Annotated in this window: 9 protein-coding genes and 1 pseudogene; 5 read left to right on the top strand and 5 right to left on the bottom strand. The window is 74.1% G+C overall.

What is annotated here, in order from left to right; genetic code table 11:
• Positions 1-4 precede the first annotated feature (4 nt).
• Positions 5-2,284, bottom strand: coding sequence for an MMPL family transporter (locus tag K7396_RS07305; protein WP_086721119.1), 2,280 nt, complete (start codon positions 2,282-2,284; stop codon positions 5-7).
• A gap of 286 nt (positions 2,285-2,570) precedes the next feature.
• On the opposite strand from K7396_RS07305, the gene K7396_RS07300 reads away from it, so the two are divergent.
• Positions 2,571-3,308: an SDR family NAD(P)-dependent oxidoreductase gene (locus K7396_RS07300; RefSeq protein ID WP_086721120.1), complete on the top strand. Its 738-nt coding sequence runs from the start codon at positions 2,571-2,573 to the stop codon at positions 3,306-3,308.
• A gap of 338 nt (positions 3,309-3,646) precedes the next feature.
• On the opposite strand, the gene K7396_RS07295 is transcribed toward K7396_RS07300, so the two are convergent.
• On the bottom strand, positions 3,647-4,510 hold the full coding sequence (locus K7396_RS07295) for a polysaccharide deacetylase family protein (protein ID WP_086721125.1): 864 nt from the start codon (positions 4,508-4,510) through the stop codon (positions 3,647-3,649).
• A 196-nt stretch (positions 4,511-4,706) separates the two neighbouring features.
• Here K7396_RS07295 and K7396_RS07290 point away from each other — a divergent pair, with 196 nt between their 5' ends.
• The gene (locus K7396_RS07290; RefSeq protein ID WP_086721121.1) at positions 4,707-6,659 is read left to right on the top strand and encodes an APC family permease; all 1,953 of its coding nucleotides are present in this window, start codon (positions 4,707-4,709) and stop codon (positions 6,657-6,659) included.
• Between the two features lie 55 nt (positions 6,660-6,714).
• Here K7396_RS07290 and K7396_RS07285 read toward each other — a convergent pair whose 3' ends face one another.
• Positions 6,715-7,095 (bottom strand): VOC family protein, encoded by a 381-nt coding sequence (locus tag K7396_RS07285; RefSeq protein ID WP_086721122.1) that lies wholly within the window; start codon positions 7,093-7,095, stop codon positions 6,715-6,717.
• Positions 7,096-7,359: 264 nt separating this feature from the next.
• Here K7396_RS07285 and K7396_RS07280 point away from each other — a divergent pair, with 264 nt between their 5' ends.
• Positions 7,360-7,833, top strand: a complete 474-nt coding sequence (locus tag K7396_RS07280; RefSeq protein ID WP_086721123.1) for a carboxymuconolactone decarboxylase family protein — start codon at positions 7,360-7,362, stop codon at positions 7,831-7,833.
• Positions 7,834-7,955: 122 nt separating this feature from the next.
• Here the strand turns inward: K7396_RS07280 and K7396_RS07275 are convergent.
• Together K7396_RS07275 and K7396_RS07270 are read right to left on the bottom strand one after the other, a co-directional pair.
• Positions 7,956-8,579, bottom strand: a pseudogene (locus K7396_RS07275) (calcium:proton antiporter); the annotation flags it as partial.
• Positions 8,580-8,696: 117 nt separating this feature from the next.
• A complete protein-coding gene (locus tag K7396_RS07270) occupies positions 8,697-9,443 on the bottom strand; it encodes a hypothetical protein (RefSeq protein ID WP_152104322.1) in 747 nt (248 codons plus the stop codon).
• A gap of 232 nt (positions 9,444-9,675) precedes the next feature.
• Here K7396_RS07270 and ggt point away from each other — a divergent pair, with 232 nt between their 5' ends.
• Both ggt and K7396_RS07260 read left to right on the top strand, forming a co-directional pair.
• Entirely contained in the window at positions 9,676-11,511 is a 1,836-nt protein-coding gene (ggt, locus tag K7396_RS07265) for a gamma-glutamyltransferase (RefSeq protein WP_086718927.1), read from the top strand.
• Positions 11,512-11,704: 193 nt separating this feature from the next.
• Entirely contained in the window at positions 11,705-13,192 is a 1,488-nt protein-coding gene (locus tag K7396_RS07260; RefSeq protein WP_086718928.1) for an amidase, read from the top strand.
• Positions 13,193-13,477: the final 285 nt, after the last annotated feature.

Raw genomic sequence — 13,477 nt, 5'->3', positions numbered from 1 at the left:
CGGGTCAGGCGGCCGGACCGGCCGCGGGGAGCTGTTCCTCGCCCTCGGTGCGCACATGCGGCAGGATCCGGTCGAGCCACCGCGGCGTCCACCACGCCGCCCGGCCCAGCAGCGTCATCACCGCCGGGACCAGCAGCAGCCGGACCACGGTGGCGTCGATCAGCACGCTCACGGCCAGGCCGAGGCCCAGCATCTTCACCACGATGTTGTCGCTGATGAGGAACGCGGCGAACACGCTCACCATGATCAGTGCGGCACAGGTGATCACCCGGGCGGTGATCTCCAGCGCGTGCGCCACGCTCGCCTTCGCCTCGCCCGTCCGCTGCCACGCCTCGTGCACCCGCGACAGCAGGAAGATCTCGTAGTCCATGCTCAGCCCGAAGACGATCGCGAACATCATCATCGGCACATAGCTCTCGATCGGCACCGTGCCCGAGACGCCGAGCGCCGGACCGCCCCAGCCCCACTGGAAGACCGCCACCACCACCCCGTACGAGGCGGCGATCGACAGGATGTTGAGCACCGCCGCCTTCAGGGCGACCAGCACCCCGCGGAAGACGGTCAGGATGATGACGAACGCGAGGGCGACGACCACGGCGATGATCAGCGGGAGCCGGCCGGCGACGAGGTCGAGGAAGTCCACCTGGGCGGCGGTCGTGCCGGTCACATAGCCGCGTGCGTCGGTCCCCTTCACGGCCTGCGGCAGGAGGTCGTTCTTGAGCCGGTTGACCAGGTCGGTGGTGGCCGCGTTCTGCGGGGCCTGCGCGGAGTACGCGGTACCGGTCAGCACCGCGCCGTCCGGGGTGGCCTTCAGCGGGGTGACGACGGCTGCGCCCGGCACCTTCGCCAGCGCCTTCCGCGCCTGCGCCGTCACCATCGGGCGGTCCGCCTGCGGGACGGCGGACTCGTCGACGACCAGGGTCAGCGGGCCGTTGGAGCCCGGTCCGAAGGCCGAGGACATCAGGTCGTAGGCGCGCCGGTCGGTGAAGGACTTCGGGTCGGCGCCGTCGCCGATGTGGCCCAGCTGGATCGAGAACACCGGGAGGGCCAGCACCACGATGACGAGCACCCCGCCCGCCAGGTACCACCACGGGCGGCGCTCCACCCGCCGCGCGTACCGGTGCCAGGTGCCGCGGGCCTCCTCGCCCGGCGCGGCGTCCGTCTCGGCGACCGGCCGGCGGACGCGGAACCGGTCGATGCGGCGGCCGATCAGCCCGAGCAGCGCCGGTACGAGCGTGAGCGCGCCGAGCACCGCGGAGACCACGGTGAGGGCGGCCGCCAGCCCCAGCTTGCCGATGAAGGACAGGCCGGAGACCCACAGGCCCATCAGCGCGATGATGACCGTGCAGCCGGACACCAGGACCGCCCGGCCGCTGGTGGCCACGGCCCGGCCCGCGCCGGCGACCGGATCCGCGCCGTCCATGAGGTTCTGCCGGTGCCGGGTGATCAGGAACAGGGCGTAGTCGATGCCGACGCCCAGGCCGATCATCGTGGCCAGGGTGGGGGAGACGGTGGCGAAGACGAAGACGGCGGCGAGCAGCCCCAGGCAGGCCAGCCCGCACAGGGCGCCGATCAGCGCGGTCAGCAGCGGCACCCCGGCCGCCGGCACGCTCCCGAAGCCGACCAGCAGCACCCCGATCGCCACCGCGAAGCCGACCACCTCGCTGACCAGGTCGTTGGGCGCGGGCCTGGCCAGTTCGCCCAGCGGCCCGCCGTACTCCACCTCCACGCCGGCCGACCGCAGCGGCCGCACCGCCGCGTCGACGCCCTGGAGATAGTCCGGGCCGAGGGTGGACGGCTGCACGGCGAACCGCATGGTGAGGTACGCGGTGCGGCCGTCGGCGGACAGCGGGCCGGCATTCGGCGTGCCGGGCGGCGGCGCGGCGGGCGGGGTGCCGGGCGCGGGCAGCGGGTTCTGCACCGAGAGCACCTCGGGCAGCTTGCCCAGCGCGGTGACGGCGCCGTCGATCTGGCCGCGGAACCCGGCGAGCGGCTTGCCGGTGCCGTGCAGGACGACCTGGCTGCTGTAGCCGCCGGCCTTCGGCTCGTGCCGTTGGAGCACGTCGCGGCCCTGGCTCGACTGGACGCCCGGCAGCGCGAAGTCGTCGGAGTAGTCACCGCCGTACGCGCGCTGCAGGACCTGGAGGCCGGCCAGGGCGACCAGCCACAGCACGATGACCAGGACACAGCGGCGGGCGCACCATTCGCCGAGGCGCCGCAGAGCTTCCTCGCGGGGGCGGGGGACCGGCGCGGCGGGAGCGCTCGGGGTCTTCGGTAACGACATGGGTGCTCCCGGTGCGGGCCGGCGCTCACGGCACGGGCGGACACACAGCATTCAACGGCGGCCCGGCCGCCGCGGCATGCCCACGAGGGGAGACGGGTGTCGTCCGAAGGGGTGGGGCACCGTCCCCGGGCCCGGCTCCTTACGATGCGTCACACATGGTGGTGACACGGCACGAGAGAAGGATCGATCTGTTGATGAGCCATTCCTGTTCGTTCGCCGAGTGGTCGGGGTCAGGTGGCGGGCGCGGCGGTACGGGCCGTCCGCGCGCCGGGGCGGAGGGTGTCCGATGAGCCGGGCGGTGCTGGTGACCGGTGCCTCGCGGGGCATCGGCCGGGCGGTCGCCGAGATCTTCGCCGCGCACGGGGACCGGGTCGCGTTGCACTACGCGTCGCGGCGGGCGGCGGCCGAGGAGGCGTTCGAGGGGCTGGCGGGCGACGGGCATGTGCTGCTGCAGGGGGATGTGAGCACCCCGGAGGGGGCGGCGGCGCTCGTCGGGGCGGCCGTGGACGGGCTGGGCGGTGTCGATGTGCTCGTCAACAACGCGGCCGCCAACATCGCCCACCCGCTGGACCGGACGTCCTTCGAGGACTGGCACAGCGCCTGGCGGCGGACCCTGGACGTGAACCTGCTGGGGGCGGCGGACGTCACCTACCACGCGGCCCGGAACATGATCGAACGGGAGGTGGAGGGCCGGATCGTCAACATCGGCTCGCGCGGGGCGTTCCGCGGCGAGCCCGAGCATCCGGCCTATGGCGCGTCCAAGGCGGGGCTGCACGCGATGGGGCAGTCGCTGGCCGTGCATCTGGCGCCGTACGGCATCGGCGTGGCCTCCGTGGCCCCCGGTTTCGTGGCCACCGAGCGGGTCGAGGACCGCCTCACCGACGACGTCCGGCGGCAGAGCCCGTTCGGCCGGGTCGCCTCGCCCGAGGAGGTGGCGTCCGCCGTCCACTATCTGGCCTCGCCCGCGGCCGTCTGGACTTCGGGAACGGTGCTCGACGTCAACGGCGCGTCGTACCTGCGCTGACCGCGCCGCCCCGTAGGGGGCGCGTCGTCCTCGCGCCGGACAAGGGGAAGCCCCGGCCGAACGGGGGAAGTCGGCCGGGGCGGCTCTGGTGGCGCGGGCGGTGACGGCGGCGGCCCCTCGGGGCCTGCTGCCGCGCGGCGGTGGGCCGGCTCCCCCGGGGGAGGGCCCTCGGACGCCGTCGTGCCGGCACCCGCTTCCAATTGAACGATAAACCATTGGTCGGAGTTCCGGAGTATCGGGGGACCGCTCTCACCGCCGCCGGCCCCCGGCCTCCCTGCTCTCCCGGCCTCCCTGCTCTCCCGGCCTCCCTCGCTTCCCCGGGCTCCGCGTCCCGGCGGTCAGGGCCGGATGCGCAGCGGCCGGTAACCCTCGGCCAGCAGGCGCGGCAGGTACCACTCCAGCGCCTCGACGGTCTGCCGGCGCCGGCCGCCCCCGTCGTGGGACAGGACGATCGCGCCGGGATGCATCGCCTCCAGGACGGTGTACGCGATGGTCCCGGCCCCGGGGAGGGTCCAGTCCTGGGAGTCGATCGCCCAGCCGACGGGAGACATGCCCAGGTCGTTGCAGATGTCGAGCGAGGAGTCGTCCCACTCGCCGTACGGGGCGCGGGCCAGGTCGGGGGCGGTGCCGAGGATGTCCTCGATCAGGCGGCTGGTGCGGCCGAGTTCCCAGCGGACGGCGTCCGGCGCCAGCGTGGTGAGCTGCGGATGGGTCCAGGTGTGATTGCCGACGGCATGGCCCCCGTCGGCGATGTCCCACAGCAGGCCCGGGAATTCGGCCACGTTCTCGCCGATGACGAAGAACGTGGCCCGGACCCCGTGCCGGCGCAGGATCCGCAGGACGGCCGGGGTGTAGCGGGGGTGGGGGCCGTCGTCGAAGGTGAGGAAGATTTCCCGGTGCGCGCCGGCGAGGTGGAAGGCGACGTCCGGATGCGGGGGCGAGGCGCCAGGACCGGAGCGGGAGGTCTCGCCGGCCATCGGACGCAGCCGGTAGGGCTCCGGGGTGTGCGCGGCACCGCCGGGGCCGGCGGCGGAGGCCGGGGCGTCGGGCGGCCTCGGCGGGCGGGGCCGGGCCCGCGGCGGGTCACCGGTCTCCAGGGCGCCGCCGCGCGGGAGCAGGGCGCGCCCGGCGGCGAGCACCCCGGCCACGACCGCGGCCTGCAGGAACCGCCGCCGCGTGGGCGTGCGCTTGTCGGATGCCATCTCCACGTGCTCTCACGCGGTCCGCGGCGGTCGCGGGAACGACACCGGCGCGGGCGGCATCCACACCCGATCGGCCCCCGCGCGGACGGGCCCGGCGGGCGGCCGCCGAAGGGGACGGCGGGCCCGCGGCCGCGATGCGCGACGGCACCGCGAGCCTCCCTCTGCCCCCGCCGGACGGCCCCTAGTTTGACCGCCTATGAGCCAATTCTTCAGGCCGAAGCGGATGATGGTGGGCCGTCCGCTGGACAGCACGCGGCTCGGCGAGACGCTGCTGCCGAAGCGACTGGCGCTACCGATCTTCTGCAGCGACCCGCTCTCCTCGGTCGCGTACGCCACCGAGGAGATCCTGCTGGTCGTCGGCCTCGGCGGGATCGCCCTGCTCCATCTGACCTGGTACGCCGCGGCCGCCATCGTCCTGGTGCTGGTGGTCGTGGTGACGTCCTACCGGCAGACCTGTTACGCGTATCCCGGGGGCGGCGGGGCCTACCTCGTCAGCGCGCGGAACCTCGGGCGCAACGCGGCGCTCACCGCGGCCAGCGCGCTGCTCGTGGACTACGTGCTCACCGTCGCGGTGTCCGTCGTCTCCGGCGTCGCCGCGATCACCTCCGCGATCCCCTCGCTCGGCGGCCACGACCAGGCGCTGTCCGTCGGGTTCGTGGCGCTGCTGGCGATGATGAACCTGCGCGGCGTACGGGAGTCGGGACGGGTCTTCGCCGTCCCCACCTACGGGTTCGTCTTCTTCATCTACCTGATGTTCGCTTTCGCGGCGGCGCGGATCGCCACCGGCGCGACGCCCCGCGCCGAATCCGCCGGCCTGCCGCTGCACGCCGTCTCCTCCTACACCGGCCTGGCGCTGGTCCTGCTCGGGATGCGGGCCTTCGCGTCCGGCTGCACCGCGCTGACCGGTGTCGAGGCGATCAGCAACGGAGTGCCCGCCTTCCGCCGGCCCAAGAGCCGCAACGCCGCCACCACGCTGCTGATCATGGGGTTCTTCTCCGTCACCATGTTCGCCGGGATCACAACCCTGGCGATGCTCTACGACGTGCACGTCGCGGTGGAGCCCACCGAACTGGGCCTGCCGCCGGGCACCCCGACCTCCACCGCCCTCGCCCAGATCGCCCGCGCCACCTTCGGCGACGTCACCGTCCTCTTCTACCTGCTGCAGGCCTTCACGGCCGGGGTGCTGATCCTCGCCGCCAACACCGCCTTCAACGGCTTCCCGATGCTGGCGTCGATCCTCGCCGAGGACCGCTACGTCCCCCGGCAACTGCGCAACCGCGGCGACCGGCTGGTCTTCTCCAACGGCATCATCCTGCTCGCGCTGGCCGCCATCGGGCTGATCGTGCTGTTCAAGGCGGAGCTGACCCACCTCATCCAGCTCTACATCATCGGCGTCTTCGTCTCCTTCACGCTCTCCCAGACCGGCATGGTCCGGCACTGGCGGACCGTGCTCGCCGCCCCCGGACTGCCGGCCCGGGAGCGGGTCCGGCACCGGCGCTCCCAGGCCATCAACGCGGTGGGCGCGGTGCTCACCGGGGTGGTCCTGATCGTCGTCCTGATCACCAAGTTCACGCACGGCGCATGGATCGTGGTGATCGCGATGCCGCTGCTCTTCCTGGGGATGCGCGCGGTGCGCCGGCACTACGACCGGGTGGCGCGGGCCCTGGCGGTCGCGCCCGACGCCCGGCCGTGGGAGCCGGCCGGGAACTTTGTGCTGGTGCTGGTCAACGCCTTGAACGCGCCCACGCTCAAGGCTCTCGGCTACGCCCGCGCGATGCGCCCCACATCGCTGGACGCGCTGATCGTGGCGGTCGACCCCCGCGATGTGCGGGGGCTGCGCGAGCAGTGGGACGCCCACGACATCGATGTGCCGCTCCAGGTGCTCAGTTCGCCCTACCGGGACTTCACCCGGCCGGTGATCGACTACGTCCTGGACAGCTGCGCCCGGCACCCGCGCGGCGCCGTCACGATCGTCATCCCGGAGTACCTCGTCGGCCGCTGGTGGGAACAGCCGCTGCACAACCAGAGCGCACTGCGCCTCAAGGCCCGGCTGCTGTTCACGCCGGGGGTGAGCGTGGTCAGCGTGCCCTACCGGCTCCCGTCGGGCCGGACGCGCGACGCCGGCCGGGCGCCGGGGGAGAGCGCCTGACGCGCCCGCCGGGCACCCGGCGGCGCACCGGGCGCAGACCCGCTGGGGGACACCCCTACGCGTCCTGCGGGTACCAGCGGAGTTCGACGGTGTTGCCGTCCGGGTCCTCGACGTAGAGGGACTGGCCGTCGCCCCGGGCGCCGAAGCGCGGCCCCGGGCCGTCGGCCACCGTGAACGTGCCCGAGTCGATGACCTCCTGCCAGTCGAGCGGCTCGACCACCAGGCAGAGGTGGTCGACATTGGAGCCCTCGCGGGGCCCCTGGACCAGGTCGATGAGGGTCGTCGCGCTCACCCGCACGGACGGGAAGGGCACCTCGCCCGCGCGCCAGGCGTCCACCCGGACCGGCTCCAGGCCGAGCTGCCCGCAGTAGAAGGCGAGCGACCGCTCGACGTCGGCGACGTTCAGCACGAGGTGGTCGAAGGCGATGACGCGCATGGGAGTCCCCCTGAGGACACCGGGTCCCCGCGGGGCCCGTCGGACGGTTGCCCAAGGAACGTACCGGCCGGGCGGACCACGGTGCGATCGGCCGTTGGTCCCGGTCCGCCGGTGGTGGTCCTGGTCCGCTGGTCCTGGTCCGACGGACGGAGGCAGGGGCAGGCGGCACGGGCGGGGAGACGCACATCACACGGGGGCATGTCACATCCCGCCGCGCCGTCCGGTCCTAGATGCGTAACCACGACAACGGCCAAGGAGCACACCATGGACGCCCGTTTGCAGCTGATCGGCAACCCGTTCGCAGGCAAGATCGTGAAGCACTTCATCGCGGTGGACAGGGAGGCCGCGTCCTCGGCGCTGCCCGCCGCGACACAGGAACTGGTGAAGATCCGCGCGAGCCAGATCAACGGCTGCGCCGGATGCCTCGACATGCACACCAAGGACGCCGCGCACGCCGGTGAGACCTCGGTGCGCCTCAACCTGGTCGCGACCTGGCGGGAGGCCACGGTCTTCACCGAGGCCGAACGCGCCGCCCTGGAGCTGACGGAGCAGGGCACCCGCATCGCCGACGCGGCCGGCGGGGTCACGGACGAGGCGTGGGCCCGAGCCGCCCGGCACTACGACGAGGAGCAGCTCACCGCTCTGGTGTCATTGATCGCCCTCATCAACGCCTTCAACCGCCTGAACGTGATGACCCGGCAGCCCGCGGGCGACTACCAGCCCGGCCAGTTCGGATAGCCGGGGCCCGGGGCACCGGCTGCCGGAGTTCCGGATCGCCGGGCCGGGGCCGGGCCGGGGCCGGCGCGGACCGGCGCCGTGGGCTGTCCCGCCCCGGCGCCGGCCCCGGCCGCGGCCCCGCCCTACGGGCTGACCGCCAGCACGAGGTACGCCGCCAGCAGGGTCAGGTGCACGCCGCCCTGCAGGGGGGTGGCCCGGCCGGGGAGGACCGTCAGGGTGCCGGCGGTCACGGTCAGGGCGAGCAGCACCATATGGCTCGCGCCCAGGCCCAGGACCAGGGGGACCGGCAGCCAGACGGTGGCCAGCGCGACGGCCGGGATGGTCAGGCCGATGCTGGCCATCGCCGAGCCGAGGCCCAGGTTGAGGCTCGTCTGCACCCGGTCGCGGTGCGCCGCGCGGACCGCCGCGATGCTCTCCGGCAGCAGCACCAGCAGCGCGATCACCACGCCCACCACGGACGAGGGCAGCCCGGCCGCGATCACCCCGGACTCGATGGCCGGTGACACCGTCTTGGCCAGGCCGACCACCGCGATCAGCGCCAGCGCCAGCAGGCCGAGGCTGGCCGCCGCGGCCCGTGCCGGGGGCGGGTCGGCGTGGTCCTCGCCGTGGATCACCTCGCCGGACGTGGTCACCGGCAGGAAGTAGTCCCGGTGCCGGACCGTCTGGGTGGCCACGAACAGGCCGTAGAGGACCAGCGCGGCCAGCGCGGCGAAGATCAGCTGCGGGGTGGAGAAGCGCGGGCCCGGCGGGACGGCTGCCCGCTCGGTGCGCCGGGCGGAGGGACGGGGACGGGCGGAGAGCAGGGGACAGGCGGGGGGTGGGGTGCCGGTTCGGGGACCGGGCCACCCGACCGTCCGCCGGGCTCAGGCCGCCGCCCGGTGGCCCTTCGGTTCCGCGGCGGTGAGTGCGGCCTTGGTGACATCGGCGACCAGCTCGACGACATCGGGCCCGTACGCCTGCGAGTTGACCACCTTCAGCAGCAGGCAGAACTGGCCGTCGGCGCCGTGCTTCCGGGCCAGCCGGGCCCGGTTGCGGACCAGGTGGCGGACCGCGGCGCGGTGGGTGACCGGGCGCTGCCCGGCCGCCAGGAACACCGGGCGGTCGCCGCCCTCACCGGCGGTCAGCCGGGCCAGCAGGACGTACTCGACCGCGCCGGGCTCCATCCGGTACGCCGTCCCGCCGATGGTGAAGGTGCCGCGGCCCGCGCCGGCCTCGTCACCCGGATGCACCGCCACCCCCGGCAGCAGATTGGCCAGGTGGGCCGCCAGCCGCCGGTGCGCGGTCGGGTCGCCGACGCAGAACTCGGTACGCGCCCCGAAGCCCTGCAGGCCGGTGTCGTGCGGCGCGACCTCGGGGTGCGCACCACAGTTCTCGATCACCGCGGCCAGCCCCAGCAGCGCCAGCGCGTCATGGCGGGGGATGCTCCAGTGCGCCGAGGAGCTGTCCCGGTGGGTGACCAGCACGCACTCCGAACCGTCCGGCAGCCCGAAGAAGCCTTGTTCGCGGGTCAGCTTCCGGCGGACCGCCGTCGATTGCACGGCCCAGCCGGCCACCAGCCCCACGATCAGGGCCACGGCCGCCGCGGTCAGGAGCAGCAGGGTGTCGTCCATGGCCGGGGAGCGTAGCGGCTCACCGGGTGGGTGTTCGAGGGCGGGGCGCGGCCGCGGGGAGGCTTGTCCCGGTCCGTCCCGGCCTACCGGATCCGTACCGGAACGACGCGGCTGATCCCTGCCGGACCCGGGGCGGCGACAGGCGAAATGCCCTCTGTCCGCCCGCTGTTGGGCCGAGTAGGCTCACCGCCCGCTGCCGCCCCCCGCGCACGCGCTTGGAGGAACATCCGGAATGAGCAGAGCCCGACGCCTCACCGTCCTGGGAGCGGCCACCGCGCTGGCCGGCTCCCTGATGGCGGTCCCGGCCGCCGCCGGGTCCGCCGCGCCCGCCCGGCCGGCTCCCGCGGCCCAGGACAGCGCCACCCCCGCCACCCCGGGCAAGACGCCGGTCGCCGTCGGCTACGGCGGGGCCGTCTCCAGCGTCGACGCGGACGCCTCGGCCGCCGGCATCGCGGTGCTGAAGCAGGGCGGCAACGCCGTGGACGCCGCGGTCGCCACCGCCGCCGCCCTCGGCGTCACCGAGCCCTACTCCGCGGGCATCGGTGGCGGCGGCTACTTCGTCTCCTACGACGCGCGGACCCGCACCGTCCGCACCCTCGACGGCCGGGAGACCGCCCCGCGCACCGCCGGCCGGGACCTCTTCCTGGAGAACGGCACCCCGATCCCGTTCGCCGACGCCGTCACCAGCGGTCTGAGCGTCGGCACCCCGGGCACCCCCGCCACCTGGGACACCGCCCTGCGCCAGTGGGGCAGCCGCTCCCTGGCGCAGGTGCTGCGGCCCGCCACGAAGCTGGCCGCGGACGGCTTCACGGTCGATCCGACGTTCCGGCAGCAGACCGCGGACAACGAGGCGCGCTTCAAGGACTTCCCGGCGACCGCGCGCCTCTTCCTGCCCGGCGGCGAACCGCCGGCGGTCAGCTCGACGATCAAGAACCCCGACCTGGCCCGTACGTACACGGAGTTGGCGAGGAAGGGGGTCGGGGCGCTCTACGACGGCGCACTGGGCCGGGACATCGTCCGCACCGTTCAGAAGCCGCCGGTGCGCTCCGGGGCCACCCGCCAGGTGCGGCCCGGCAAACTGACCGCGGGCGACCTGCGGGCCTACCGGGCCCTCGGCCACGCCCCGACCCGCACCCGCTACCGCGGCCTGGACGTCTACGGCATCGCGCCGTCCTCCTCCGGCGGCACCAGCGTCGCCGAGGCCCTCAACATCCTGGAGAAGAGCGACGTCTCCCGGCTGAGCGAGCGGCAGTACCTCCACCGGTACCTGGAGGCGAGCCGGATCGCCTTCGCCGACCGCGGCCGCTGGATCGGCGACCCGTCGCAGGAGGACGTGCCGGCCAAGGCCCTCACCTCCCAGCGCTTCGCCGACTCCCGCGCCTGCCTCATCCGTGACGACAAGGCGCTGACCAGCCCGCTCGCGCCCGGCGACCCGCGCCATCCGGGCCGCTGCGCCGGCGGCGGCAAGGGCGTCGCGACGACGTACGAGGGCGAGGACACCACCCACCTGACGGTCGCCGACAAGTGGGGCAACGTCGTCGCCTACACCCTGACCATCGAACAGACCGGCGGCAGCGGCATCGTCGTCCCGCACCGCGGCTTCCTGCTCAACAACGAACTCACGGACTTCTCCTTCGCGCCCGCCGACCCGGCGGTTCATGACCCCAACCTTCCGGGCCCGGGCAAGCGGCCGCGCTCGTCCATCTCGCCGACGATCGTGCTGCGCCACGGCCGGCCGGTGGTCGCGCTCGGCTCGCCCGGCGGCGCGACCATCATCACGACCGTGCTGCAGACCCTGGTCAACCACCTCGACCGCGGGATGCCGCTGGCCGACGCCATCGCCGCCCCGCGCGCCAGCCAGCGCAACGCGGCGACGACCGAACTCGAACCCGGCCTGTGGAACAGCCCGGTCCGCCGGCAACTCGAAGCGATCGGACACGCGTTCAAGCCGAACCCGGAGATCGGCGCGGCGACCGGCGTCCAGCGGCTGCCGGACGGCCGCTGGCTGGCCGCCGCCGAGAAGGTGCGGCGCGGCGGCGGCTCGGCGAGGGTCGTCCGCCCGTCGTGACGGGCCCGCGCCACCCGTCGCGCCCCCGGTTCGTGCGCAGGGCGTCACCTCGCCGGAACACGGCGGGCCGCTGTGTGCCGTCCGTGTGTCGTCGATGTGGCGCACCGCGCGGCATCGTTGATGGTCTCCGCCGTGACGATTAGCCTCCTGGGACCGTTCGTTCGAATGAGCGGTCCCAGGGAGGGCACGCAGCGTGAGCGTTGACGAGAGCCAGGACAGCGAGACCGGGCGCTCCCCGGCCCGGCACACCGGTGTCACGGCCGGGGAGTGGGAGGGCCTCGCCGAGCAGGCACGGGCGCTGGCCGACGGCCGGGTGACCTCGACCGCGCTGGTACGGCGGTCGCTGGAGCGCATCGAGGCCACCCAGAGCAGCGTCAACGCCTTCCGCCGGGTACGGGCCGAGGCGGCGATGGCGGAGGCCGCCCGCGCCGATCGCCGACTGGCCGGCGGGGAGCGGCTGCCGCTGCTCGGGGTGCCGGTCGCCGTCAAGGACGACACCGACGTGGCGGGCGAGCCCACCGCGTTCGGCTGCGCCGGCGAGTTCCCGCCCAAGGAGCGCGACGCCGAGGTCGTCCGGCGGCTGCGCGCGGCCGGCGCCATCATCGTCGGCAAGACCAACGCCTGCGAACTAGGGCAGTGGCCGTTCACCGAGGGCCCGGCCTTCGGCAACACCTGCAACCCCTGGAACCTCGCCCACACCCCGGGCGGTTCGTCCGGCGGCTCGGCCGCCGCGGTCGCGGCCGGGCTGGTCCCCGCCGCGCTCGGCACCGACGGCGCCGGATCGGTCCGGATCCCCGCCGCCTGGTCCCATCTCGTCGGCATCAAGCCCCAGCGCGGGCGTATCTCCACCTGGCCGGACCCGGAGTCCTTCCAGGGGATCACCGGCATCGGACCGCTGGCCCGTACGGTCGAGGACGCGGCGCTGCTGCTGGACGTGGCCAGCGGCAACCACGACGGCGACCTGCACCGGCCGCCCGCCATCGCGGCGCGCGAGGCGGCCGGCCGCGACCCGGGGCGGCTGCGCATCGCGCTGTCGTGGAAGGCCGCCTTCACCTTCACCCCCAAGCCGCTGCACCCGGAGGTCCGGGAGGCGGTGACGGGCGTGGCCCGCACCCTGGCCCGGCTGGGGCACTTCGTGGAGGAGGCGGAACCGGACTACGGGCTGGTCGGCCTGGCCTTCGTCCCGCGCGCCACGGCCGGGGTGGGGGAGTGGGCCGACCGGGTCCCCGACCGCTCCCTGCTGGACCGCCGCACCCGGGAGGCGGCGCGGATGGGACGGCTGCTCGGCGGGCCCGTGCTGCGCCGGGCGCGCGCCGTCGAGAGGCGCCAACAGCGCAGGATCGGCGCGCTGTTCGGCCCCTACGACGTCCTGCTGACGCCGACCACCGCCACCCCGCCGCCGCGCATCGGCACCCTGGCCAAGCTCAGCGGCTGGCGTACGGATCAAGCCATGATCGCCGCCTGCCCGTACGCCTGGCCATGGAACGTCCTCGGCTGGCCGGGCGTGAGCGTCCCGGCCGGCTTCAGCACCCACGGCCTGCCGCTGGGCGCCCAACTGCTCGGCCCGGCCCACGGCGAGCCGCGGCTGATCTCGCTGGCCGCCCAGCTCCAGGACGACCTGCGCTGGCACGAACGGCGCCCGGCCGGCCATCCGGCACCGCTCGACGGGGCACGCCGCTGAGGGGAGTCGTCCGGATCGGTCGTTCTCATGGGTCCCGGCCACCACGCGAGGAACAACGGCAGTACGCGGCACCGCTGTCCGGATTCCCTTTCCGTGTAACGGATATGGCGCACCGTCAATCGTGCGGCAGGCGAATCAGACCCACCCCGATCGCACAACTTCCTATGCGTGACGGGCGCGTTCCGGACGCGTCATCCAGATGTCCCGCACTCCATGCGACCGGATCCGGCCACCCTGTCCCTGTCGCACATTCTTCCGGTCGCCGTCTTCTGGGAGTTCGAGGAT

The sequence above is a fragment of the Streptomyces angustmyceticus genome (assembly GCF_019933235.1).
Lineage (GTDB): Bacteria > Actinomycetota > Actinomycetes > Streptomycetales > Streptomycetaceae > Streptomyces > Streptomyces angustmyceticus.
Note: the sequence above shows the minus strand (reverse complement) of the source record. Positions and strands in the feature narration are given on the sequence as shown.